General features: G+C 73.9%; 18 protein-coding genes. 5 read left to right on the forward strand and 13 right to left on the reverse strand.

Annotated elements, in window-relative coordinates:
• Positions 1 to 44 precede the first annotated feature (44 nt).
• The 8 genes from Q5761_RS01440 to extP form a co-directional block, all read right to left on the reverse strand.
• Positions 45 to 467, reverse strand: a complete 423-nt coding sequence (locus Q5761_RS01440; RefSeq protein ID WP_318750903.1) for a universal stress protein — start codon at positions 465 to 467, stop codon at positions 45 to 47.
• A gap of 159 nt (positions 468 to 626) precedes the next feature.
• Positions 627 to 1922, reverse strand: coding sequence for a cation:proton antiporter (locus Q5761_RS01445; RefSeq protein WP_135224834.1), 1296 nt, complete (start codon positions 1920 to 1922; stop codon positions 627 to 629).
• Positions 1923 to 2298: 376 nt separating this feature from the next.
• A complete protein-coding gene (locus Q5761_RS01450; protein WP_318750904.1) occupies positions 2299 to 3039 on the reverse strand; it encodes a hypothetical protein in 741 nt (246 codons plus the stop codon).
• A 256-nt stretch (positions 3040 to 3295) separates the two neighbouring features.
• The gene (locus tag Q5761_RS01455) at positions 3296 to 4348 is read right to left on the reverse strand and encodes a c-type cytochrome (protein ID WP_318750905.1); all 1053 of its coding nucleotides are present in this window, start codon (positions 4346 to 4348) and stop codon (positions 3296 to 3298) included.
• Between the two features lie 38 nt (positions 4349 to 4386).
• The gene (locus tag Q5761_RS01460; protein ID WP_256369299.1) at positions 4387 to 4515 is read right to left on the reverse strand and encodes a hypothetical protein; all 129 of its coding nucleotides are present in this window, start codon (positions 4513 to 4515) and stop codon (positions 4387 to 4389) included.
• Between the two features lie 50 nt (positions 4516 to 4565).
• The gene (locus Q5761_RS01465; RefSeq protein ID WP_318750906.1) at positions 4566 to 5528 is read right to left on the reverse strand and encodes a Rieske (2Fe-2S) protein; all 963 of its coding nucleotides are present in this window, start codon (positions 5526 to 5528) and stop codon (positions 4566 to 4568) included.
• A 90-nt stretch (positions 5529 to 5618) separates the two neighbouring features.
• Positions 5619 to 6398, reverse strand: a complete 780-nt coding sequence (locus Q5761_RS01470) for a menaquinol-cytochrome C reductase (protein WP_318750907.1) — start codon at positions 6396 to 6398, stop codon at positions 5619 to 5621.
• 207 nt (positions 6399 to 6605) lie between these two features.
• Positions 6606 to 7376: a selenite/tellurite reduction operon b-type cytochrome ExtP gene (gene extP / locus Q5761_RS01475; protein WP_318750908.1), complete on the reverse strand. Its 771-nt coding sequence runs from the start codon at positions 7374 to 7376 to the stop codon at positions 6606 to 6608.
• A 1023-nt stretch (positions 7377 to 8399) separates the two neighbouring features.
• Between extP and nrdR the strand changes: the two genes are divergently transcribed.
• The 4 genes from nrdR (at position 8400) to Q5761_RS01495 (ending at position 16361) form a co-directional block, all read left to right on the forward strand.
• Complete coding sequence (gene nrdR / locus Q5761_RS01480; RefSeq protein WP_135224841.1) at positions 8400 to 9017, forward strand: transcriptional regulator NrdR; 618 nt, start codon at positions 8400 to 8402, stop codon at positions 9015 to 9017.
• Positions 9018 to 9153: 136 nt separating this feature from the next.
• A complete protein-coding gene (locus Q5761_RS01485) occupies positions 9154 to 12906 on the forward strand; it encodes an LAGLIDADG family homing endonuclease (protein ID WP_318750909.1) in 3753 nt (1250 codons plus the stop codon).
• Positions 12907 to 13425: 519 nt separating this feature from the next.
• A complete protein-coding gene (locus tag Q5761_RS01490; RefSeq protein WP_318750910.1) occupies positions 13426 to 15318 on the forward strand; it encodes a methyl-accepting chemotaxis protein in 1893 nt (630 codons plus the stop codon).
• Between the two features lie 128 nt (positions 15319 to 15446).
• Positions 15447 to 16361 (forward strand): SDR family oxidoreductase, encoded by a 915-nt coding sequence (locus Q5761_RS01495; RefSeq protein WP_318750911.1) that lies wholly within the window; start codon positions 15447 to 15449, stop codon positions 16359 to 16361.
• Between the two features lie 86 nt (positions 16362 to 16447).
• Here the strand turns inward: Q5761_RS01495 and Q5761_RS01500 are convergent, their stop codons facing one another.
• Positions 16448 to 17323 (reverse strand): DMT family transporter, encoded by an 876-nt coding sequence (locus Q5761_RS01500; protein WP_318750912.1) that lies wholly within the window; start codon positions 17321 to 17323, stop codon positions 16448 to 16450.
• A 203-nt stretch (positions 17324 to 17526) separates the two neighbouring features.
• On the opposite strand from Q5761_RS01500, the gene Q5761_RS01505 reads away from it, so the two are divergent.
• On the forward strand, positions 17527 to 18033 hold the full coding sequence (locus tag Q5761_RS01505) for a CBS domain-containing protein (protein WP_318750913.1): 507 nt from the start codon (positions 17527 to 17529) through the stop codon (positions 18031 to 18033).
• A gap of 125 nt (positions 18034 to 18158) precedes the next feature.
• Here the strand turns inward: Q5761_RS01505 and Q5761_RS01510 are convergent, their stop codons facing one another.
• The 4 genes from Q5761_RS01510 to Q5761_RS01525 form a co-directional block, all read right to left on the reverse strand.
• Positions 18159 to 19457, reverse strand: a complete 1299-nt coding sequence (locus tag Q5761_RS01510; protein ID WP_318750914.1) for a tetraprenyl-beta-curcumene synthase family protein — start codon at positions 19455 to 19457, stop codon at positions 18159 to 18161.
• A 1386-nt stretch (positions 19458 to 20843) separates the two neighbouring features.
• Complete coding sequence (locus Q5761_RS01515; protein WP_318750915.1) at positions 20844 to 21077, reverse strand: hypothetical protein; 234 nt, start codon at positions 21075 to 21077, stop codon at positions 20844 to 20846.
• Positions 21078 to 21624: 547 nt separating this feature from the next.
• Positions 21625 to 22227 (reverse strand): hypoxanthine phosphoribosyltransferase, encoded by a 603-nt coding sequence (gene hpt, locus Q5761_RS01520; protein ID WP_318750916.1) that lies wholly within the window; start codon positions 22225 to 22227, stop codon positions 21625 to 21627.
• Between the two features lie 475 nt (positions 22228 to 22702).
• Positions 22703 to 25387: a transglutaminase domain-containing protein gene (locus tag Q5761_RS01525; RefSeq protein WP_318750917.1), complete on the reverse strand. Its 2685-nt coding sequence runs from the start codon at positions 25385 to 25387 to the stop codon at positions 22703 to 22705.
• Positions 25388 to 25508 lie beyond the last annotated feature (121 nt).

The raw sequence follows: 25508 nt of genomic DNA on the forward strand, positions 1-25508 counted from the left end.
CGGCCGGGGCCGGTGGGCAGGCAGGGCGGTGCCCGCCTCCCAGCTCAATGCACCACCAGCACCGGCCCGCGCCAGTGTTCCAGCACGTACCCGCTGACACTGCCCAGCAGGGCGGAGGTGACGCGCCCCAGCCCGCGCAGGCCCACCACCACCAGGTCGGGGCGCTGGCGCTCGGCCTCGGCGACGATCTCGCGTCCCGGCTCGCCACGCCGGAGGACCGTCTCCACAGGCGGCCGCGGTTCGCCGAGACGCCGGGTCGCCGCGTCCAGGATGGATCGCCCCAGGCGCTCCGACTCCTCCAGGTAGCGGTACACCGCATCGGGGCCGACGAACAGGTCGCCGCTCATCCCGGGAACGCAGTGCACCAGCACCAGCCGCGCCCCCTGGCGGCCCTGGACGAGCCGGGCGGCCAGCTCAAGGGCGCGGCCCGAGGGCGGGGAACCGTCGACCGCGACCAAGAGCTTCATTGCCATGACCTCCTTCATCACGCCGGTAGGCCGCGTGCGGTGGCCGCGCCGAAGGGCGAGGGGGACGGGAGCGACGGTGCGCCTGGCGCTCCGTCGCGGCCCCGTTTCGGACTTCGGTCTCGCCGCCGGGAAGTTGGGCACACCCGCCGCTCGCGCTCCCTAATCCGCCTCGCCGGACCGGGCTCCCGGCACCGGCTGATAGGCGGCGGCCCCCGAGGGCGAATCGGGCGCACGGCCGAAGGACCAGCGCAAGAGGACGGGTGTGACCAGGGTCGTGAACAGGGTCATGACCACCATGACGGAGAACACGGGTTGCGAGATCACGCCCTCCTGCAAGCCGATGCCGGCCACGATCAACGCCACCTCGCCCCGGCTGACCATCCCGATGCCCACCCGGAGGGCTTCGATCCAGCGGAAGCCGAAGGGACGGACGCCGAGGCTGGAGCCGATGACCTTGCCGAGGACGGCGGCCGCCAGGATCAGGATGAGGAAGCCGGCGCCGCTTTCGGCCACGGCCGCCACCACGTCGCTCTCCAACCCGATGTTGACGAAGAAGATGGGGACGAAGAAGCCGTAGGCCAGGACGGCCAGCCGCTCTTCCACGTGGTGCTTGAGATCGGGATGCAAGGTCAACATCACGCCGGCCATGTACGAGCCCGTGATGGCGGCGACGCCGCCGAGCTCTTCCGCGGCGACGGCCATGAGCAGCCCGGCCACCAGGGCCACGGCGAAGAGCGGCTCCGTCCCAGGCCAGCGGGCGGCCGCGCGGAGCACCGGCGGCAGCAGCCAGCGGCCGACGGCGAGGGCGGCCAGGAAGAAGGCTGCCATGCGCAGCACGATGGGGAGCAGCGTCGCGATCCCCGCCGCGCCGGCGCCGGGTGCGGTGCCGGGACCCTCGCCCAGGCCGGCCTGGTGGAGGGCGACCACGACGGACAGGATGACGATGCCCATCACGTCGTCGATCACGGCGGAGCCCAGGATCGTCGTGCCTTCCCGGGAGCGCAGGCGCCCGAGCTCCAGCAGGGTCTGGGCGGTGATGCTGACGGAGGTGGCGGTGAGGATGGTCCCGATGAACACGCTCTCGTAGGTGGGGAAGCCGAAGGCGAGCGCCACCCCGGTGCCGGCCAGGAAGGGCAGGGCGACGCCGCCGACCGCCCCGAAGAAGGCCGCGGTGCCCACCTTGCGCATCTCCGTCAGGTCCGTCTCCAGACCGGCCAGGAACATCAGGAAGATGACGCCGAGCTCGGCCAGGTCGCGGACCAGCTGCTCGAGGTAGTGGGGGTCGGTGAAGACCGGCCAGTGCAGGATGTCCAACAGCGAGGGCCCCAGCAGGATGCCGACCAACAACTCGCCGAACACGGCGGGCTGGCCCAGGCGCTTGGAGAGGGCCCCGGCGCCCTTGGCGGCGAGGATCACCACGGCGAGCAGCAAGGCCACTTGCAGGAACGAAGGCATGTCCCACCTCGTCCTCCTTGCAGCGCGCGGCGGCTCCGGTCGGTGAGGCCCATCCGACGCGCCCCCCCCCCTCCGGCACGCCCGGCCCCCGGGGCACGGCGCACGCGGGGCATGGGGCATGCGGGCGGTGCTTCCCAGGCCCACCCGATCCGCGGCCGGCCTCACGCCCGACGGATCCGGGGGAACGCTCCCAGGGGCTTCGGGGCTTCCCCGACGGGATCCCCCCGTCGCGGCCCGCGACCGCAGTGGTGGCTCGGCTTCCCCTGTCCCGGCATCGCAGCCGCGCTGCAGCGCCGGCGCCGGTGCTGCGCCTGCAGGTTCGGCTGCCCCTGGGATGGCCCTGGAGCCGCACACCACCGCCGCCCTCGGTTGCCTCTCAGCGCCGGCGCCGGTGCTGCGCCTGCAGGGCCCGCCGGTCATGCCAGGCGGCCAGGGCCGCGTGCAGGCTGCCGCGGACGCGGGTTGCCGCGCTGCGTTCGTCCAACAACTTGACGAGATGTTCCGGGTTCACCTGCCACACGCCGCACTCCAGCAGAGGACCGTGGACGGGGCGACGCGTGAGCACCAGCACCGGTGCGGGCTCGGCCGGCCACCGCACGCCGGCCGCCGCCAGCTCTGCGCTCAGGATCCGGCTCTCCGCCACCAGGCGATCGGCGGCGGCCACCAGCCGCTTGCGCGCCGCCTTGGGGCGGGCGGAGGCCGACACGTCCAGCGTGCCGATCACCCAGGCCCGGTCCGCGGTCGCCACCAGCACCTCCGCCCCGCCGCGCCCGCGATGGGCGGCGCCGGGGATGGCCACCTTGACGAACCCGCCGGACAGTCGTTCCAGCGCCTCGAACAGCCGGCGCCGGCCGTCGACGACCTGCATGGCCGTGAAGAACTGGGCGGCACACAAGCCGGCACCCACCAGGCACCAGAACCCGAACATGTCCAGGACGTTGATGCCCAGGAGGGCACGCAGCCGGAACAGGGATCCCGCACCCCACCCCAGGAGCAGGCATGCGATGGCCCAGCTCCACGGAGCCCCGGGCTGCACTGCGGGCTGGCCGATCCAGCCGGAGCGGGCCAGATCTCTGGGAACCGCCTGCATCGTGACGACCCGTCTCGGTGACGTCATGGTCGGTCCGTGCCTCCGTGCGCTCGGCAGCCACCCACGGCGGTGCTCCCTGGCGGTCGATCCCAGCGCGGGTCCAGGGGCACCGCCGCCGCGGACGAACCCGCAACCGTCCACGCCATGCCCAGGTCGAGGTGCGGCCCGCGCCGACGGCGAGCGACCGAACGGCTCTGAAGGCGAAGGCCCGGACATGGCACCAAGGGGCACCGGCTGCCCACCGGTGCCCCTTCGGACCGCGGCACCCCTGCTCTTGCGATCATCACGAACCCCCGCCGGCACCCGCGGCGCCGCCACCGTCGCCACCGCCGCCCTGGCCCGGACCCTGGCTGCTCCCGCCGCCGGAGGGAGCGGGGAGCGATGCGGCGTTCCGCTTCTCCACGTCGCCAAGACCCATCAGGAAGCGGGCCAGCAGGCGGATCTGCTCCGGTGACATGGCGTCCTCGTAAGGGGGCATGATGCTGCGGAACTTGTCCTGCTCCTCCCGATAGGTCTCGGTCAGGTCCAGCGGCGTGCCCTGCCCGTGCCACACCGAGGGCATGCGCTCCCAGGGGGCGAAGTCCTGCGGGTTGGCGATCCACCGCTCGACGAACTCCTGGCTGGGGAGCCACTCGCCGGCCTGGGTCAGGTTGGGGCCCACGACCCCGCCGTAGCTGCCCAGGGTATGGCACTGGATGCAGTTCATCTCCACGAAGAGCTCCTTGGCCTGCTGGTTCTCCTCCTCCGTCAACCCCTTGGCCTGGACGTCTAGGTCCTGGGCGGTGACGGGTCGGGTGCGCTGCTCCTGCGCGCCGGTGTCGGGATTCTGGACGTACTCGGTCACCGTCAGCCGCGCCACCTCGGGGGCGGCGGCGTGCTTGCTGGGCTCCTGCCAGTCGCCGTACATCAGGAAGGTGACCAGGTCGCGGATCTGCTGCTCGTTCAGCGGGCCGTTGTCGGCGGTGGACCACGCCGGCATCCGGGTGTAGGAGTGGATCTTGCCGTCCTCCACCAACCAGGTATGGCTATCGAACCCCGGGCGGCCCCGGGCGATGGTCTTGGTCAGGGAGTCCTGGATGGTGGCGACCTGGACCGGCGGCTTGCCCTCCGCCCGGAACGCGTCCCGGTTCAACGGCGGCCCGATGATGCCCTCGCCGACGGGTCCGTGGCAGACCATGCAGTTCTGGGCGTAGAGCTGGGCGCCCCGGGCGGCCTGTTCCTCCCGCGCGGCTTCGGCTGCCCTGGACATCCGCTGGCCCTCGAAGAGCCAGTAGCCCTGCAGGATCAGGATCAGGGCCCAGAGCAGGCTGAGGGCGACCACTTTCCGCTTGCTCAAGGCTGCGACTCCTTTCCGCGTGGGTGCGTGGGCGGCCTTCACTCGTCCTCGCCCGACGTCTCCAGCGGGCGGCCGGTGAACCGCTCCACGGTATCGACCGCCCAGAGGCAGAGGAAGATCGTGATCGCCACGGCGAGAAGCTCCACGGACTCGAGGACCTCGAACACGGCGGCTCACCTCCTCCTGGCCAGGGCGTCGCCGCCGAAGACGCGGGGCATCACGCCCGCGGCACCGGCGTCAGCTGGTCGGGGCTGAAGGCGGTGCGCTGCTGGACGCGGCCGGTATCCACCCACACGTTGCCCGCCTCGTCGATCTCGATGGGGAAGTAGTCCATCGGCCGCGGCGCGGGGCCGCCGATCTTCTCGCCCACCTTATTGAACTGGGAGCCGTGGCAGGGACAGCAGAAGCAGCCGCCGGCGTCCGGCCGCTCCTCCGGCTTCCACGGCACCGTGCAGCCCAGATGGGTGCAGCGCCAGTACAGGGCGATCATGCCCTCCTCGACGTGGACCAGGTAGAACTTGCCCGCGTCGATCTTGGTCACGGACCCCACCGGGAAGTTGGAGGCCGGCCCGATGTTGATCTTCTGGCCGAAGAAGCCCACCTTCCGCGGCCAGAAGTAGTTGGCGAAGCTGCCGGCGAAGTGCCCCAGCCACAGCAACGCCGACCCCCACAGCGCCCAGTGGAGGAAGTCGCGGCGCGTCACCGGTTCGTCCCGCCGGGCCGCTGCGCCGTGGCCGCCGGCTCGCGCCGCGGGTCGCGCAACGCCCCCTGCCGCCGTCGCGGCCGCCCCGCCACCGGCACCGCCGCCCGCAGCCTTGGCCGCAGCCGCCCGCGCGGCCGCCGCCTTGGCCGCGGCCAGCTTCTCGGGGTCGACCTTCGACGGGGTGCCCGCGCCGCGATGGCCCTGCGGACCCGCGGCGCCGGCGGCTGCAGGCCCGGTGCCCCCCGCCGGCGACCCGGCGGCCTGGCGGCCCCCGACGGACGGTGCGGCCGCCGCCGGCCGTTCCGCCCCCGACCCCGCGCCGCCGGCCGACTCCGCGCCACCGGCCGCCTCCGCGCCGCCGGAGCGGCCGGCCGAGCCCGCCGGGGCCTCACCGGCAGGCCGTGCATCCTTGGCATCAGGCTGTCCCGCGCCGGCTCCGCCTTCCGACTCGGGACCCCGTTCCCGATCGTCGGCCATGCTCCCGATCCCTCCAACGTCCAGCATCGTACGCAGCCGGATGGACCGGCCGCAAGCGGCCGAACCGCGCCCTCTCCCCGCGGACTCCCCTCAGTGGGGCGGCTCGAGCTGCCACGGCCACACCAGGTGCAGGCTCTCGCCCCGGAAGCCCGTACCGATGATGGTCAGCACGACGTAGGAGGCGACGAAGACCGTGAACAGCGCGATGATGGTCTCGCGGGTATTGGCCTGGTACCGCTTGCGGACGATGGCGGCCAGCACGCCGGGCACCGCCGCCATGACGATCAGCGGAATCACCACGCCGGCGATCCACTCGACCAGCTGCGCCTGGGCGTGGATCGCCTCCGGGCTCATGAACAGCTGCAGGATCGCGGCCACCACGCCCCGCGTGCCGATGTAGTCGACGCCGCCGACGTTGACGGCGAAGAAGGCGTCGAAGAGCACCAGCCCCACCACGATCAACGCGGTGTAGACGAAGGAGAACTTGAAGATGCGCAGGCCCTTCTCGCCCGAGAACCACACCCCGGTGTCCGACGGATCCGTGTCGATGTACGGGATGGCGGCGATCAGCACCAGCACGAGCCCCGGCACGATCACACCGGCCAGGCTGGGATGCATGTGCAGCAGCAGCTCCTGCAGGTTGAGGAAGTACCAGGGCGCCTTGGCCGGGTTCGGCGTGTGGGTCGGGTTGGCCAGGTCGAGCAGCGGCGCCTTGATCAAGATGGCGAGGATCGACAGCCCGATGGTGTAGATCAGGGCGCCGACGAACTCGATGAGCAGCAGGTGCGGCCAGACGGTCACCTGCTCCTTGGGATTGGGCCGCTTGGGCTCCTCGCCGGAAGCGGCCTTGACCGGTTGCGGCTGTGCCACGGAGCTTCCCTCCTCGTGCCCTACCCGTCATGCCGCGCCTCGCGGAAACCGCGGCAGCGCGGGGCCCGGTGGGGCGCCGCCGCGCTCGTCCGGCCCGGGCCTGCAGATGGCATCGGATCGGGGCCCGGCGGAGCGGCCCCCGGACCCACCGACGGTGACCGGACCCGTCGCAGCCGATCCGCCGTCGGGCCCCGCGCCGGCGGCGCGCTAGCGGGAGAACCCGTCCTTGCGCACCCGCCAGAAGTGCATGCCCATGAACACGGCCGCCACCAGGGGCAGGGCGAAGACGTGCAGCGTGTACCACCGGATCAGGGTGTTCTGGTTGATGTCGTATCCGCCGATGAGGAGGAACTTCAGCTTGTCGCCGACGAACGGCGTGGCGCCGGCCATGTTGGTGCCCACCGTCACCGCCCAGTAGGCCAGCTGGTCCCAGGGGAGCAGGTAGCCCGTGAAGCTCATCAAGAAGGTCAGGACCAGCAGCACCACGCCGATCACCCAGTTGAACTGCCGCGGCGGCTTGTAGGCCCCGGTGTAGAACACCCGCAGCATGTGCAGGAACACCAGCAGGACCATGGCGTGGGCGGCCCAGCGGTGGATGTTGCGGAAGAACTGGCCGAAGGCGACGGTGGTCTCCAGCTCCTCGATGCTGAAGTAGGCTTGCGGCACGGCCGGGACGTAGTAGAACATGAGGAAGATGCCCGTCACCGTCAGGATGATGAACATGAAGAACGACGTGCCGCCGAGCCCGAAGGTGTAGCGAAACGTCAGGGCCTGACGGCTGATGCGGCCCGGGTGCAGGTGGAGGAAGAGGCTGTTCAAGACGGCCAGCCCGCGGGTGCGCCGGTCCCGCGGGTAGGGGTTCATGTACATCGACTTCCAGAGGGCGCTGTTGAAGATCCAGTCGGCGAGCCGTCCGATCAGCGACTTCCGCCCCCCGGACGCCGGCGGCTGTTGCTCCGGTGTCTGGACCCGGCTCAACGGGAAGCTCCTCCTTCCGGCCGACGAGTGTCGCCAGCCACCCCGGGCGCCCGGTGGGGTGCACCCTGGGGACGGGGTCCCGCCCGCCACCGGCATCCGGGCCCTCGAGGTGGCGGCGCAGCTGCGGGGTCGGGGCGAGCTGCCAGCAACGGCCCGCGGCCGCCGGGCGGCGGCGACCGGTTGGCGGCAGGGGCCCCGCACGTCTACCACTTCACACTACACAAAGAGTCTTTCCACCCGCAAGGGTCGTCCACCGGATGTTGCCGGCACGGGCTCGGGCCGTCGACCGAGGCGACCCGGGCCGGCCGCCCGCCGCGACGCCGACCGTGACGGCACCCCCATGGCGCCCGCGCCGGCCGGACCGCACCACCCGGGACGGCCGGCTGCCGCGACGCCGCTGACGACCACACCCCCGTCGCGCCCGGGCCGCCCAGGCCCGCCGCCCGGGCGGGATCGGTCCGGGCCGTGCGCCCGCCGCGCCGGCGAACCGCCCCACCGGACCGGCGCAGCGGGGACGCCGCGCGGGCGGCCTCCGGGGCTGGCGGGCGACGTCTGCGCCTTGACCGGCCGCTTGCACCCCCAGGGTGGGGTCACCTCGGGGCGCCAGGGTGGGAGGCGGCGGATGCTGCAAGCGGTCGGCGCCACGGGCGCCAACGGCCCAGGATGCGGCGGGACGGGCCGTCAGCGCCTCGACGGCGATTTGCGACCCCGCCGTCGATGGGGCACGCTCAAGGGGAATGGATGTTTGCCGGGCTCCGGCGACCCCTGCGAGGGCGCCCCTCCGTTGTCGGCTGGCGCGGCCGGAGCGCAGCCGGCTCGTCCGGGCGGGAAGAGTCACGGGCGGCAGGAATGGCCCCGGCGGGTGGCGAAGCCTGCCTCGGCGTGCTTTAACAAAATGTAGTGGATGATCGTGTCGAGACGCCTAGATGTAGGTGGGTTTCCGCGGGGCAGGGGCCGACGGACGCAGCCCGCGACCGATGCCCGACCGGTGCCCGGCGAGCGGGGCGAAGGGGGGGGGAGTCGGTGCGTTGCCCGCGCTGTCACGCCCCCGACACGCGGGTGCTGGACTCCCGGCCGACGGAGGAGGGCATGGCCATCCGGCGGCGGCGGGAGTGCCAGCGCTGTGGGGAGCGCTTCACCACCTACGAGAAGGTGGAGCAGACCCCCCTCTTCGTGATCAAGCGCGACGGACGCCGCGAGCGGTTCGATCGCGAAAAGGTCCTGCGCGGGATGCTGACCGCCTGCGAGAAGCGACCGGTGGAGGTGGAGCGCCTGCAGGCCATCGCCGCCGAGATCGAGCGCGAGCTGCGCAGCCGGTACGAGAAGGAGATCCCGAGCAAGGTGATCGGCGAGATGGTCATGGAGCGCCTCCGCCACGTGGACCAGGTGGCATACGTCCGGTTCGCCTCGGTCTACCGCCAGTTCAAGGACATCGAGACCTTCCGCCGCGAGCTGGACCGGTTGCTGGCGGGGGACGAACCGGCCGACGGCGCCGACGCTGCTGCCGCGGCGCCCGCCACCCGGGCGGCGGACGCGGGCGACGGGCCGCGCCCCCAGGACGGCGTGGTCCCGCGGGACGCACCGGCGTCGGCCGCCGATGGGACCGCCGCGGGGGCGACCGGCGGGGCCCCAGCGTCGTAGTGCCGTCGAACCTTTGCCTCCCTTCCGCTGGGAGGTGCGGGTCCGGCTGCTCGGCGCTGGGGCCGCGGGGGCAGGCGGCCGCGGCGTCGTGGGCACGGGGACAAGCTCTTGGCAGCCATGAGGAGGAGGGCCGCCGATGGAACTGACGGGGATCCGGAAGACCGTCTTCCTGGACCGCTACGCCCGGAAGGGTCCCGACGGGAAGCCGGTCGAGTCGTCGCCGGAGGAGATGTGGGACCGCGTGGCCCGGGCCATCGCCGAGGTGGAGGAGCCGGGCCAGCGGGAGGTCTGGGAACGACGCTTCCGTCAGGCCCTCGACGGCTTCAAGTTCGTGCCCGGTGGCCGCATCCTGGCGGGCGCGGGCACCGGCAACAAGGTCACCTATTATAACTGCTACGTGATCCCCTCGCCCGAGGACAGCCGCAAGGGGATCATGGAGAACGTCTCGCTGATGGTCGAGATCATGTCCCGCGGCGGCGGCGTGGGGGTGAACCTCTCGACCCTGCGCCCGCGCGGCACGTACGTCAAGGGCGTGAACGGCACCGCCAGCGGCCCGGTCTCCTGGGCGGAGGTCTACAGCACCGCCACCGGCAGCGTGATCCAGGGCGGCAGCCGGCGCGGCGCCCTGATGCTCATGCTGGACGACGACCACCCCGACATCGAGGAGTTCATCACCGTCAAGCGGGACCTGACCAAGATCACCAACGCCAACCTGTCGGTGTGCATCAGCGACGCCTTCATGGAGGCGGTCCAGCAGGACCTGCCCTGGGACCTGAAGTGGAACGGCAAGGTGTACAAGACCGTCCGGGCCCGCGACCTGTGGGAGCTGATCTGCGAGTCGGCGTGGGCCTCGGGGGAGCCGGGCGTCGTCTTCATGGAGCGGGTGAACAAGCGCTCCAACAGCTGGTACTGCGAGCGCATCAACTGCGTGAACCCCTGCTTCGTGGGGTCCACGCGCCTGGCCACCGCGGAAGGGCTCAAGACCATGGAAGAGCTCTACCGGGAGGGCCGTCCCGTCACCGTCCTCACCGACCTGCGGGCGGAGGACGCCGCGCTGCAGGTGGTGGGTGCGGGCGCCGGCTTCCCGCGCCTGGGGACCCGGTTGCGTCCGGCGGCGCCGGTCATGCTCACCCGACGGCAAGCCGAAGTCATGCGGCTGGTCACGGAGCACGGCTTCGAGGTGGTGGCCACGCCGGATCATCCCTTCCTGACGCCGGCGGGCTACGTGGCGCTCAAGGACCTCCGCCCCGGCGACGTGCTGTTCCTGCAGTCCGGCGAGGGGGCCTGGCCGGCCGACCCGCAGCTGCCGGACGAATGGCACCGGGCGGTGGCCGCCCGCGGCCGCATGCGGGGGCGTATCGAGCGGGGCGAGGCCGCCCCGCCCCGAACCTGGAGCCGCGAGCTCGGCCAGGTGCTGGGCTGGCTGACGGGCGACGGTTACCTGTACCGCGATCAAGGCAAGCCCCGGGTGGGGTTCGTCTTCGGTTGCGACGAGGCCGACGTCCTGCCGGTGATCCGTGAGCGGATCCGCCGCTGGTTCGGCGTCCGCGGAGCGGTCAGCACCCGGAACCACACCACGACGCTGCTGTACGGGAGCACGGTGGCCACCTTCTTCGAGAGCCTGGGGGTCCGGGCCGTCAAGGCGCGGGAGAAGCGGGTCCCCGAGGCGTTGTGGCGCGCTCCCCGGGAGGCGGTGGTGGGTTTCCTGCAGGGGTTGTTCACCAGCGACGGCACCGTCAACCGGACCGACGCCAAGAAGTCCTGCTCGATCCGCTTGGCCAGCAGCTCGAAGGCGCTGCTGCAGGACGTGCAGTTGCTCCTCCTGAACCTGGGCATCGTGGCCGCGCTGCGGGAGCGACGGGCCGCTGGGGAGAGCCGGCTGCCCGACAGCCGCCGCCGGCGGCGGCGCTACGCCATCGCCCCCCAGTACGAGCTCGTCCTGGACAAGGCCAACCGCGACCGGTTCCTCGCCGAGGTGGGGTTCCTGAGCCCGCGCAAACAGGAGAAGGTGGCGGCCTTCGTGGCCGGCAAGGCGCGGCGCTCCAACCGGGAGACGTACACCACGCGGGTGGTGGCGGTGGAACCGGCGGGCACCGCCGACGTGTACGACACCACGGAGCCGGTGACCCACTCGCTGATCGCCAACGGCCTGGTGGCCCACAACTGCGGCGAGCAGCCGCTGGGGCCCTGGGGCGTGTGCAACCTGGGCGCCATCAACCTGGCCGCGTTCGTCCACGATGGCGAACTCGACCTCGAGGGGTTGCGGGAGACGGTGGCCGTCGCCGTCCGCTTCCTGGACAACGTGATCGACGCCACGGAGTACTTCTTCCCGGAGAACGAGAAGGCGCAGCGATACGGCATCCGGCGCATCGGCCTGGGCACCATGGGGCTGGCGGACATGCTGATCAAGCTGCGCATCCGCTACGGCAGCGAGAAGGCCTTCGAGGTCTGCGAGCAGGTGTACCGGCTGATCCGCGACGAGGCGTACCGGACCTCGGCCCTGCTGGCCAAGGAGAAGGGGCCCTTCCCGCTGTTCGACAAGGAGAAGTACCTCCAGGGCTGGTTCATCCAGCGGCTGCCGGAGGACATCCGCCGGCTGATCGCCGAGCACGGCATCCGCAACGGGTTCCTGCTCACCCAGGCGCCGACGGGGACCACGAGCCTGCTGGCCGGCGTCAGCTCCGGCATCGAGCCGGTCTTCGCCTTCTCCTTCAAGCGGACGGATCGGACCGGCACCCACATCGTCTACCACGAGCTGTACCGGCAGTGGCTGGAGGAGCACCCGGACGAGCCGGTGCCCGACTACTTCGTCTCCGCCGACCAGCTGACGCCGGAGGAGCACGTGCGCATGCAGGCCGTGATCCAGCAGTACGTGGACGCGGCCATCTCCAAGACGGTCAACGCGCCGCGCGAGCACACGGTCGACCAGGTCCGGACCCTCTACCGGCTGGCGTACGAGCTGGGGTGCAAGGGGATCACCTACTACCGCGACGGCAGCCGGGAGGGCGTGCTGCACAAGCTGGACGACGGCGGGAGGAGCAAGCAGGGTCGCGGCTTCGGCGAGGGCAAGGGGCGAGCCGCCGGCGGCGAGGGCGACGGCCGGTCTGCCGCGGTGGCCACGCCTGCGACGGTTGCGGCCTCGTCGGGCACCGCGTCGGGTACGGCCGCGGGACCCGGCTCCGGCGCCGCAGCCGGCCACGCGGGGGCCATGAGGGTGACGTGGGGGAAGATCCGGCCCATCGAGCGGCCCAGCAAGCTCAACGGGTTCACCGTGCGGCGCACCACGCCCCTGGGCAACCTCTACCTGACGCTGAACACCTTCAACGGCTACCCGTTCGAGCTCTTCGCCCAGATCGGCAAGGCGGGCTCCGACGTGGCCGCCTTCACCGAGGCCATCGCCCGGCTGGTGTCCCTGGCCTTCCGCGCGGGGATCGACCCCCACGAGGTGGTGGAGCAGCTACGGGGCATCGGCGGCAGCCGCTCCGTGGGCTTCGGGCCCAACCGGGTGCTGTCGGTGCCCGACGCCATCGCCCAGTTCCTCGACGACTACCTGGCGGGCAAGGTGGACCGCGACCCCGTCGACGAGGTGGCCGCCGGCCAGCTCACCGTCTTCCCCACGGATCCGGCGCAGCAGGCCCGGGAGGCGGTGGCGGCGGCCCGTTCGGCGGCGGGCGAGGCAGGGGACGGCGAGCCGGAGCCGGCGACCCGGGAGTCGACCTCGGCTGGCGCGGTGTCCGGCGCCTCCACCACGGAACGAGCGGTGGTCCGCATCACCGGCGGCAACGGCCGCGAGCTCAGCATGAACCTCTGCCCGGAGTGCGGCAGCCACGCCCTGGTGCACGAGGAGGGCTGCAGCAAGTGCCTGGCCTGCGGCTACAGCGAGTGCTGAGGCCGGGGGCCGTGGTCCGGCGTTCCGAGCGACCGTTCCGGATGCGAACCGTTCGGCGCGCCGGGCGTTCCGCAGTCCGTCCGGTCGGCCCGTCACCGCCAGCAGGCACCAGCCGCATGCGACCCTCACGGTGAACCAGGATTCGGAGGGGGTGGGGTGCGAGCTCTGCCCCCACCGTCTCCGTCGCACCCCGTCCCTTCGACGCGGCGGAACTTGGCTACCTCGACGGGTGGAGAAGGGCCTGGCGGATGGCCAGGCCCTTCCCGCTCTGTGCCCGGCCATGCGGACGAACCGGCTCTCAATCCACCGCCCCCTTGGTCGATAACCGCAGGTGAGAGACGGGTGAGGAACGCCAGCGAGTCTCCAGGTCGCTGGGGGCGGGAGCCGTGTAGCCGAGCCACCTCTTTCCCCGACTCCACTCTCCGCTCGAGTCGCAGGAGGACTTCACCGCCCGAACTTCGAGTGCCGGACACGCCGCGCAAGAGTCGCAGCGCGCCGAGTTGGGAAGGAGAGGGCCCCGTGAAACGGCGGTATGGCATGGCGTTCAAACTCAGCGTGTCGTTCGGCGTGGTCATGGTGCTGGGCGCCCTGGTCACCTACACAGGCCTGGCCACCATGCGCCAATTGATCGCCACGAGCCAGGAGATCCAACGCATCCGCACCGTCCAGGAGCTGGGCGATCAGGTGCAGCTGGTGGCCCAGCGGCAGCAGGCGGCGGTCAGCGACTACCTCCTCACGGGCGACGAGCGCTTGCGCGAGCAGGCCCAACAGGCGGGCGCCCAACTCCAAGCGCTGGTCGAACAGATCCAGGGGCTGGTGCGCACCGAGAGGGGGCGCCAAATCGCCGGTGAGCTGGAGGAGGCGACCCGGGCCTACGAGTCCGTGGTGAGCTCGATCCTGGCCCGCCGATCCTACGCCTTGGAGGAAGCCCGCCGCGCGCGGGCCGAGCTGGGCGCGCCGGCCTCACGGCTGAACGAGGTGGTCGGCCAGGTGGTCGCATTCGGCGACACCCTGGCTCAGCAGGCGACGGACCGGCAGGGCGCCATCCAGCGCCGTGCCTGGAGCACGATGGTGACCACCGCGGTGGCCGGCCTGGTCGCCAGTGCGATCGCGGTGTGGTTGCTGTTGCGCGCGACCCTCGTCCCCCTGCGCGGCATGGCCGGCTTGGCCCGGCGGCTGGCGGCCGGGGATCTGACGGTCGCCGCGCTGAAGGTGGGGAACCGGGACGAGGTGGGCGAGACGGTCGCGGCCCTCAACCACATGCTGGCGAACTTCAAGGCGACCGTGGCGGCCATCGGCGCGTCGGTCGAGACGGTGCGGACCATCGCCGCCCGCCTGACCCAAACCTCGAAGGAGACCGCGGCCGGTGCGTCCGAGGCAGCGGCCGCGGTGGCCCAGGTCGCTTCGGGCGCCACCGAGCAGGCGCAGGCGTCGGAGGCGATGCGCCAGGCCGTCAGCCAGCTGGGCGAAGCCATCGGCCAGATCTCGACCGGCGCCCAGCAGACCGCCACGGAGCTGCAAGCGACCCACCAGCTGCTGGATCGGGTCGCCCAGCTGGTCCAAGGGGCCACGGCGAATGCCCAGCGAACGTCCCAGCGGGCGGAGGAAGCGGCCGCCACCGCCGTCCGGGGCGCGGACGTCATCCAGCAGATGCTGGACGGCGCCCGCCGGATCCGGGAGGCGGCCTCGCGCACGGCGGAGCGGATGCGCGCCCTGGGCGAGCTGTCGGCGCAGATCGGGCACATCACCAACGTCATCTCGGACATCGCCGAGCAGACCAACCTGCTGGCTTTGAATGCGGCCATCGAGGCGGCCCGGGCCGGCGAATCCGGGCGGGGGTTCGCCGTCGTCGCGGACGAGGTCCGCAAGCTCGCCGAGCGGTCGGCCCACTCGGCCCGGGAGATCGCCGGCCTCATCGAGCAGATCCAAGGCGCTACGGCCGAGGCGGTGGACGCGACCGACGCCGTCATGGCGGAGCTCGACAAGAGCTCCACGCTGGTGGGGGAGACGCGCACGGCGCTCGAGGACATCCTCCAAGCCGCGGAGGGGGTTCGCGGCGACCTGCAGGGCATCCGGGAGTCCATCGGCGAACTCTCCGAGAGCACGTCCCAGCTGGTTCGCACCTTCGACGCCGTGGCCGCGGTGACGGAGGAGAACACGGCCGCCACCGAGGAGATGGCCGCCAGCGCCTCCCAGGTGCAGAAGTCCGTGGAGCGAGTCGCGGCGGTGACCCAGGAGAACGCGGCGGCGGCGGAGCAGGTCTCGTCCAACGTGGAGCAGCTCAAGGCCGCGGCCGCGCAGATCGCGGACCTGGCCGACCAGCTGAACGGGGCCATGAGGGAGCTGGAGGCGCAGATGGCGCGCTTCCGGGTCGAAGCGGCGACGGCGCAGGCGACCGAAGAGGCCGCATGAAAGGGGTCCGCCACCGACCGCTGAAAACGACCACTGAACGGTTCACCACGGCCCGGTGACGGCGGGGCCTTCCGGCCGTGGAGCCCGGCAAGACGGCCGCGGTGGCGCCGCTGGAGGTGGAAGCACGCATGCCTGAAGAGGGTCTCTCCGGCCAGGTGTGGGTCATCACCGGCGGTGCCGGGGCCATCGCAGGCCGCATCGCCCGCGCCTTCGCCGCCGCCGGGGCACGGCTGGTCCTGGCCGACCTGGACCGGGCCCGCGAGGCATTGGCCGCCCGGGCGCGGGAGCTGGGGGTCATGTCCTTCACAGCGGACCTGACGCAGTTCGCGGAGGCCGAGGCGTTGGCCCGGCGGGTCCGGGAGGGCATGGGGCGGGTCGACGGTCTGATCCATACCGTGGGTACCTACGCCGGGGGGCCGGTGGATGCGGTGGATCCGGCCCAGTACGAGCGGCTCTTCGACCTCAACGTGCGGACGCTGTTCTACACCGTGCGGGCGGTGCTGCCGCTCATGCTCGAGCAGGGGGAGGGTTTCATCGCGGGCTTTGCTTCGGGTCCGGCGTGGCGGGGCGCGGGGCCCCGGGCCGCCCTCTACGCGGCGGCCAAGAGCGCCGTGGCGACGTTCCTTCGTTCTCTGGACGCCGAGCTGCGCGAACGGCACGGGGAGGCGCGGCCGAAGGTGCAAGTCCCACCGTCGGTAGCGGAAGCGGGGCAGGGTGGGCGGGAGATACCCCCCGTTGCAAGGGCGAAATCCCCCGGCGAAGGCGCGAACGCTCACGAAAACGGGGCCACGCCCCAGGCAGGAGCGACGAACGGGACCGCGGGGACGTCGCCTCCGCCGGCCGCCCGCTCGGGCGGGGGCATCCGCGTGGCCGTGGTCTATCCCATGGGGATCGTGGACACGCCGGCCAACCGGCGATCGCTCCCCAACGCCGACCCTGACGGGTGGATCGATCCGGATGAGATCGCCACCGTCCTGCTCTTCGCCGCCACGCGGGGTCCGCGGGGGCGACTGCTGGAGCTGCCCGTGTACCCCGGGCGGTGACGGAATCCCGCGCCGGCACGGTGAGGGAGTCCCGCCCTGGGGCGGCACAGGACCTGGGGCGCGGGCTCGCGACGCCGACGGGCGGTTCAAGCATGACGTGTTGCGAGCAGGAGCACCGCCGCCATCACCGCCGCGCCCCCCGCAGCCATGGGGCCGGTGAAGGGCACGCCCAGCCACAGGGTGGCGGATGCCGCGGCCGCCAGCGGCTCCATGCACGCCAGCAGGCTGGTCTGGGACGGCCGCAGGTGGCGAAGGCTCGCCAGGTAGAGGGTGAAGGCCACCAGCGTCCCGCCCAGCACCACGAACGCCCAGAGTCCGGCGGCCGCCGCATCCCACGCGACGGCCCGCCCTCCCACCGACCACGGCGGCGCCAGGACCGCCATCGCCGCACCCCCGACGACCATCGCCCATCCGACGCTCACGGCCGGCGGCCACCGCTGGAGCAGGCTGGCGCCGGCCACCGTGTAGAAGGCCAGGGTCAGCGCCGAGACCAGCCCCCACGCCACGGCGCCGGCCGGCACCGCCAGGCGATGGAGGGATCCCCCCGTCGCCAGCAGCAGCGTGCCTCCCATGGCGAGGACCAGGGCCGCCACCTCATGCGGGCGCGGCCGGCGTCGCCACCGCAGGACCTCGTACACGGTGACGAAGGCGGGGCCCAGATACTGGAGGAACGTGGCGGTGGCCGCGTTGCCCAGGGCGATGGCGGCCATGTAGCTGTACTGCACCCCCAGCAGGCCACCCAGCGCGAAGGCGATGAGTTGCCGGCGGGAACGGCCGTCGCGCCAGGGGGCGAGCCGGTCGCGGACGCCCAGCCACCGGCCGGCCAGCAGAAGCAAGAGGCCGGCCACCAGCATGCGGGTGGTGACCAGCCACTGCGGGGTGACGCCGTAGCCCTGCATGAGCCGCTGGGCCGCGGTGCCCGAGAGGCCCCACAGGGTGGCCCCGATGAGCACGCCGGCCATGGCGCGGCGGCTCCGGCCTGCGGTGGCGTGGGGGGCGGTGGGCGTCGACGCAAGGGCACGGGGCGTGGCCATGGTGAGAGGGTGCTTCTGCGCTCGGGGGACGGTTCCTCCCCCGTGCGGAGCGCCCCCACGCCGCTGCTCCTGGACGCCCGCGCCTCGGCTGACGGGGGGCGGGCGCGCCTCGGCTGGCGGCGGCGGGTAAGATGGAGGCGGTGATGGCCGTGAACGTGGCCTTCTTCCTCCTGCCCAAGGCCGAGGTGGTGTGGCTGAGCCCGCGCAACACCCTGCGCCAGGCCCTGGAGCGCATGGAGTACCACCGCTACACCGCCGTCCCCCTGGTGGACGAGGAGGGGCGTTACGCAGGGACCCTCACCGAGGGCGACCTCCTCTGGTTCATCAAGCGCACGCCGGGCTTCACCTTCGACCAGGCGGAGCGCATCCTCGTGCGGGACGTGCCGCGACGGCTGCGCAACGAGGCGGTCTCCATCCGCGCCGACGTCCGCGACCTGGTACGCCTGGCCGCCGTGCAGAGCTTCGTCCCGGTGGTGGACGATCGTGGCCTGTTCATCGGCATCGTGCGGCGGCGGGAGATCATCGAATACTGCGCCCGGTTGCTGTTCGACGCCGGCCCCGGCGCCGGCCACGCCGAGGGGCCGGCGCGGGACGGGGAGGGCGATCCCCGCCCCGGTGGCCGGTCGGCAGGAGGCTGAACCATCCGCCGTCCGCCGGCTTGCCGCCCCGCAGGCGGCTCGGTGCGGCGTCCACCGGCGGGGACGAGGCGCCGCGCGGGTGGGGATCGGTCGCCGGAGCAGTCCAGGGCGACCGGGCCCCGCCGTCAGCCGCCGGGGCGTCGCCATCGTCGGACGAACCGGCTCGCCGCGAAGCACAGGCGCGCGCCAGCTCCCCCGCTGGCCAGCAGGTGCCGCACCACCGGCTCCAGCCGCTGTTGGGCCACCTTGGGATCGGAGAGGTAGAGCCCCAAGAGGCCGTCGACCACCAAGCGGTGCAGGGGCGCGTCCCGCAGGCGGGCGGCGCGTCGGGCGGCCTCGCGGACGAAGACGGAGAGCCCCTGGCTTGCGCGGCCGGCATCCCCGTACGGCTCCACCAGGTTGAGGTCGCCGCCGGCCCGGTCTTCCGCCTGGTCGATCAGGTAGTCCAGCAGGATGTGCAGCCCGCCGATCCAGGGGAAGTAGGCGTCGAGCAGGCGCCGGATCCGGGGCGCCGGGGGATCCGGCCCGAGCAGCGCCTCCCGGAAGAGGGCGAAGACCCCGAGGGTCGAGCCGCAGGCGGCGGCGAACTCCCACCACGCCAGGCGCCCGTGCCACCGCCCGGCCGCCTGCCGGTACCAGGCCGCCATGCGCGCCTGCCGTCCCCGGGGATCGCCGTGCTTGTTGACCTGCAGGTCGTTGTACAGGGAGACCAGCCGACGCACCGCACCCGCCACGGTGCCGTAGCCGGGGAAGGTGGCCAGCGCCGCGCGGCAGGTCGCCACCAGGGCCTCCAGGTAACCGCCGTCGTCCCCGTGCGGGTGGAGGCGGTAGTACCCGTTCGCCGCGCCAGGCAGCGCCGGCGGCGACGCCGGCGCCACCGGCGCCACCGACGACGGGCCGGGGCCCGGGCGGCTGGGGGCGTCCGGTCGACGGGCGAGCGGCGGGCCCGGCGGGGCGGGACGGCAGGAGACGGGCGCGGTGGCGCGCAACCCGGACGGCCTGGCCGCCGCGGCATCCCGGTGGCCGCCGCCCTCCGGTGCCATGGCGCGCATGGCGGTCGTGGCGGAGGCACCGGCGGCCGAGGGGGGCGCTCCCGCTGCGGTCCCGGCCGGGGTCACGGCGTCCAGCATGGCCCGGTGCAGTTGGCGGTAGTCGGCCGGATCCAGGCTCTCGCTGCGATCGCACAGGTTGTCCAGGTAGTCGCTGATGGTCTGCAGGGCCACCACCGCCTCCACCAGCGCGCGCCGCCGCGCCGGCGGGACCGCCGCCGCGAACACGGCGCCGCCCTCGCAGTGGAAGCGTTTGGTGCGGATGCTGGCCAGGGCCTGCCGTCGCAGTTCGGGGTCGGGGATCGCGGCGGCCCGGCGTTGCCACCGGTCCAGGGCTTCGTCCACCAGCGGCAGCACGCGGCGCACGTAGGTCACGAGCAGCGCGGCCTCGCCGGCCAGAACCCGGACGTCGCCCAGGCCGACGTGCCGGAGGAATGCGGCCCGGTGGGCGCCGTGGGCCGCGGTCGCTCCGGCGTCGGCTCCAGCCTCGCCCCGGGCTCCGGGCGCCGGGATCCCGCCGGCCGTCCGGGGCGCCGGCGCGGCGCTCCCGCCGGGGCAGGGCGCTGGCGCGGCGCTCCCGCCGGGGCCCGGAGTGCGGTGGGGGGCCGACACCGGGGTCGGGGGCGCCGGTTCATCCGACGCCGCATCCCCGGACGCCAGTGCGCCGGACGTCGGCGGCGGGACGGATGCGACCGCCCGTCGGCCAGCGCGGGGGGCGTCGGAGGGGAACGGCTGGCCCTGGAATTCCCTCACGGGCTTGCCCATGGGCTTAGGATGTCCGGACGCCCTCGAACGGCCCCGGCTGGGCCGCCGACTTGGGGGCCGCCGACTTGGGGGGCCTTGCGCACGGGCGGCGGCTCTCCGAACGGGGCGAAGGGGAGTGGGCACCGGAAGGGGGGTGAAGTGGCGCGGGCATCGGTCCGGGCCGCGGTCCGGGAGGGGCGCTGAGCGGCGCCTGGGGTCCTGCCCGGGTGGATGCGGCCCGGCTGCGGTCGCCCTGCTCATGTCCCGGGCCGCCCGGGAAGGCGTGGAGGTGCTCCGCGTCGACCCGGCGCGTCGACCCGGCCTTCACCAGCGTGATCGGCAAGGTCAAGTTCATGGCCCGGTACGGGCTGTCGCCCCGCGCGGCGGCCGTGGCGATGGCCCGCCGGGGCCTTGGTTTGGGCGAGCGCTTGCGCTCCGGAACCGCCCGCCCTCTACCCGCCAGGAATCGAGGGCGGCACGTCTAGAGCGATTGGCGGCGCATCGCCCCGTCGGTGTGCGGCAAGCGGCCGCACCGGCCCGATGAGCGGTCCTCCGAGGACGCCCCAGGTCGGGGGGAACCCCGATCCACCCGGGCACCGGCGGCCTCAAGGCCGCACGGCCCCGGGTGGGATGGTCTGGCTTGGGGTCCGGGCTGCGATCCCCCGGCGTGAACCGTCGGGAGCACCGTTCGCCCGGCGTCATGGGATCGACGCCCAGCACGCCGCGGCGCGGCCGCCGGAGAGGCGGCCGCGCCGCGGGGCCGGGTTCTTCCGCAGACCTTGGACCGCGTCGCTTGCCGTCGCCTGGCGCCCCGTCCATCGACGCCGTCGCGCTCCGTCCAACGACTCGCCCGACGATCCGCTCCGACTGCACCCGGCGCACCCGGGTGCCGCACAGGGGTTCATGCCGACTGAAGATTCGCCGACGTTGCAACTCGACTGCACCTCGGGCGTGCGGGCGCCTCTGGGGGCGTCCCAGGCCGGCCGACGACGCGCCCAACGACCCGCCGGTCGCCGGTCACTCGCCGGAGGCGCTGCGCCGGTCGGCGGAGCCGCGCTGGCTCGATGCCATGAACCGGGAAGGGTCCACGCCCGGCGGCGGGTCCCAGGGTTCGACGTCCTCCGAGGTGCACTCCTGCTCTTGCCCGGATTGCCAGCGCACGCGGATGGACTGCCGGGAGCTGCGGAGCCGGACGATGACCCCCAGCTCGCCGGTCCGGAGGTGGCGCACCCATTGCCCGCGACGGAACACGGCATCGCCCCCTTTCCGGTATTCGGGTTCAGGCGACCGACACGGCAATAGAGACTTCGGGACGAAGGCTTCGTCTTCCTTTTCCTGGGGCCGGAGGGTCGGCCCCCGCACCGGGGGTCGGCCCCCCGGCCCCAGGGCCGGTCCCAGCGCCGGCGCATCGCTCCCAGCGCCCGCGGTCGATCCCCATGCCCGCGGGGTCGATCCCGGCGCCGGCGCATCGATCCCAGCGTCCGCGGGTCGATCCCTCGCCGCAGGGCCGATCCCGGCGGTGCAGGCCCGGACCCCGGCGGCGGCTGGTGGGTCCCCACGCCCAAGACTGGGTGTCAGGACCGGTCCTCCGGCATCGGGCCGCAGCCGACCCCGCGGCCGCGGCGGACCCCTCCGGCCTGGAGTGCGGCCCGGAGTGCCGCCCTCCCGATGGACCGCGGCCCTCCCGACGCGCGGTGGCGCGACCGTCGCCGCGCCCGCTGCGGCCTGGGCCGACGGGAGGCCGGGCCGCGCCCTCCCGTCCTCCGGCCCGGGGGACGGCGAGCCCGGGCCCCCGCCCTCACCCCTCCAGCCGTACGCAGGCGATGTAGGGCAGATAGCGGAACTGCTCCGCGTAGTCGATCCCGTAGCCCACGACGAACTCGTCCGGGATGGTGAAGCCCACGTACTCCACGGGCACGTCCACCACGCGCCGCTCCGGCTTGTCGAGCAGCACGCACGCCTTCAGGGACGCGGGATCCTGGGCCATGAGGTGCTCGCGCAGGTAGCGCAACGTCAGGCCGGTGTCCACGATGTCCTCGATCAGCAGCACGTGCTGGCCGCGGATGGGCCGGTCCAGGTCCTTCAGGATGCGGATGATCCCCGACGTCTGGGTCGCCGAGCCGTAGCTGGAGACGGCCATGAAGTCGACCTGCAGCGGCACCTCCAGCGCGCCCAGCGCCCGCACCAGGTCGGCGGTGAAGACGAAGGCGCCCTTGAGGATGCCCACCACCGTCAGCGGCGCCCGGCCGGCCCCCGCGCCGACGGCTCCGGCGTAGTCCTGGCGGATGCGCTCCGCCAGCTCCCGCACCTTGGCCGCCAGCGCCTCTTCCCGGAAGAGGACCCGGTCAATGCGGGCCCGGGCCCCGCCGCCCGGTGATGCACCCTGCTCGCTGACGCCCATCGCGTCCTCTCCTCCTCAAGAGGCTCCCTGCCCATTGTGGGCCGTGGACGCGGGCGGTGTCCAGCGGTCCGATTCCGGGGAGGGGGGCGCCGTCGGCTGCCGTGTCTCGGCCGGGTCCGGGACGGGGCCGCGCCCGCTTGCGCTCTTCCGGATCGCGGGCATGGAAGGACTCGCGGTCCGGTGCCGGGCGCCATGCGCCAGCCCGCGATGATCACCACGGCCGTGGCCTGCGACCACCCGCGGCGGATCGCCGACGAGCCGACCACCGCCCGGGATGCCTTGGCAGGACCTGGCCACGGCAACCGGACCGCCCTGCGGCTGCGCGGGGAAGGTCCTGTGCCGGCCTGGGGGAACGCCGGAAACGGCCCCTCATCGACGGCGGGAACGCCGCCCTCGACATCTCCGGGAGCCGGCGCCGGGGCCGGCCGGGCCGTGGGCCCCGGCGGGGCGCGGCCGATGGGACCGGCCGATGCCCCTACGATCCGGGATCGCCTTGCCAGTGTCCCGGGTGTGCGGCGCGGCGCCAGCGGGCGGGTGGGGGCGGCGCCGGCTGGACGAACCGGCCTGCCGGCCGGGCCACGGGCTGGGCCGGCAGGCGCGGGCCCGATCGCGGATCCCGGCGTCGGCGGCTGCGCCGCCAGGCGGTGACGCGGGCGCCCACCCGGGTGCCCTGCCACCAGCCCGTCAGGGCGGTGCGGAGCTGGGTGGCCCGTTCCCCGACGGTGGCGGCCAGGGCGGCGACATCGGGCGTCAGGCGCACCCAGCGGAACCGCCAGCCGAAGTGGCCCTCCAGATCGCGGCGCAGGGCCCGCGCCGTCTGCTGGACGTCGTCCAGGGCGAGGCCGCCGTGGCCGTATCGGGCCATCTCGTACAGCGTGGCCAGCCGCTCCCAGGCCGGGGACAGCTCGGGGATGCGCCGCGCCAGCCAGCGGGCGTACTCCCGCGCCGTCAGCGACGGCGGCCGTCCGTGCCCCAGGCGGTCGAGCCACCGCTCCACCTGGACGAACACGGCCCGCGCCGCGAGGGCGGGGTCCGGCGGGACCCCGCCCTCGCGGCCGGCGCCGCCCGGGCGGGATGCGCCGCCCGGGCGGCGCCGGCGGGCCAGGGCCACCGCGGCGGCCGCGGCGGCAGCCGCCGCCGCGGCCGCCGCGACCCCTGCGAGCGCCATCGCCAGGCCCTCCGCCCGTGGCGCGGCCCCGTCCCGGTCGGCCGGCAGGGAGCCGGCGCTGGGGTCCTCCGGGGCCTCGGCCGGTTCGTCCCCCGGGCGGGGCCGGGGCGCCGGGCCGGGCACCTCCTGCGGGCCGTCGCTCGCCGCGCTCTCCGTGACCCCCTGGGCGGCGACGGGGGCCGCCACCAGCGGACCCTCGGGGTAGGCCGGCGTGGGCTCCAGGGGGATCCACCCGTAGCCGGGGATCAGCACCTCGGGCCAGGCGTGGGCTTGGGCAGCGGTGACCAGGTACGTGCCGGGCTGGCCGCCGGTGGGCACGATGAATCCCTCCACCCACCGGGCCGGCAGCCCGATGCTGCGCAGCATCACCACGGCCGCCGAGGCGAAGGCGACGCAGTAGCCGCGCCGCAGCTCGAAGAGGAAGTAGTCGACGAAATCCCGCCCCTCCGGCGTGAAGGGCATGTTGGGGTCGTAGCGCAGGGTGCGCAGGTAGGCCTCGATGGCCCGCGCCCGGTCGTAGGGGTTGCGGTGATCCGCGGTCAGCCGGGCGGCCAGCTCGCGAACCCGCGCCGGCAGCTGCGGCGGCAGCTCGAGGTAGGGCGCGAGGGCCGGGTCGGCCCGCCAGGCGGGGTCTCGCGCCTCTGCCAGGGCGGCGGCGCGCCGGGCGCGCTCGGGGTCGATGCGCGGCACCCGCGAGCGCACGGTGTAGGGGCCGGCATGGGGCGCGAACACGAGGAGGGTGTCGTCCACCGTGCGCATGACGGGCGGGCCGGACGCGCCCCCGCGGTCCGGTCGCCCCTGGGGCCACTGGACCAGGGGTGAACGCCCCTGGACGTCGCGGGCCTCGAAGGCGGCGTAGAGGAACGGGTGCACCGGCTGGCGGGGCGTGATGGCCTGCACCAGCACTCGGGCCCCCTCCATGGCCGGGACCGGGGCGGCGGGATCCGCGTAGCCGTTGGCCGCGTACCATGCGCGTCCGCCCTCGCCGCCGCTGGCCCGCCAGAGGGAGAGGCCCGGCCGACTGAGCCACGGCCGGTCCGTGGGCGGTCCCCAAGAACGCCCGTCGTAGCTCAGGCGGGTGGCGCCCCGCAGGTAGACGGTGGCGGGGATCGCGTCGCCCGCGAGCTCCACCGTCATCAGCGGCGTGCCGTCGGCGAAGAAGGGGCCGCCCAGGAACTGCCGCGGCGCCACCTGCATGCCGCCGCGGGAGCCGGGGATGGCGCCCCAGCCGCCGGCCCGGTCGGCGGTGGTGAAGGGCAGCCAGCGGTTGGCCAGGCTGGTGAGGGACACCCAGTCGGCGGCCGGTTCGTCCAGGAACGGGAGCGACCCGGCCAGCAGGGCGGCGATGACGATCACCGCCAGCGCCTGGGTCGCCACGGGGACGACCAGCCGCCCCGGCACGTGGCGGGCGGCCCCCGGCCCGGCCGCCGTCGCCCGGGCCACTGCCACGAAGGTGAAGGCGCAGATCGCATAGGTCGCCAGGGGTCCGTGGGGGTGGGGCAGCTCGCCGTAGAACCAGGCGAGGAGCAGGGCCAGGCCGCCGGTCACCGCGGGCACCATGGCCAGGGCGGGACGGCGGGCGGCCGCGAAGACCAGGGCCAGGTGCAACCCGGCCAGCAGCGCGGTGCCCGGCGCCAGCAGCTCCGGGGGCAGCCGGCGGTAGGTCCCGAGCCAGAGCGCCTGGAGCACGCCGCCCCAGCGGGCGGCGAGGCCGGCGCCGACGAGCGGCAGGCCCGAGTCCACCAGCAGGGTCAGCCGGTCCGGATGGCGCAGGGCCAGCCACCCCACCCAGGCGGCCGCGGCGCCGGCTCCCAGTAGGAGGACCGCGGGAAAGGTCAGCAGCGGCCAGAGCAGGGCGGCCACCGTCAGCACCAGCCGGCCGGGTTCGGGGCTGCGCGGGGCCCAGCCCAGGAAGGGGGCGAGGCCGTGGACCATGGCCAGGGTGCTGGCCACCCCGAGGGCCAGCAGCACGAAGTACCAGGGGCTGGTCACCGGCAGCCGCCCCCGGTCCCAGGCCGCCCGGAGGCGTGCGGGGAGGGGCGTGCGGGACGGCGAGGACCTCCCCGCCGGGGGCGCGGCCCGCCACCGCGGGGCGTGCCAGCCGGGTCCCGAG

This window comes from Thermaerobacter composti (genome assembly GCF_033582035.1).
In the GTDB taxonomy this organism is placed as follows: Bacteria; Bacillota; Sulfobacillia; order Thermaerobacterales; family Thermaerobacteraceae; genus Thermaerobacter; species Thermaerobacter composti.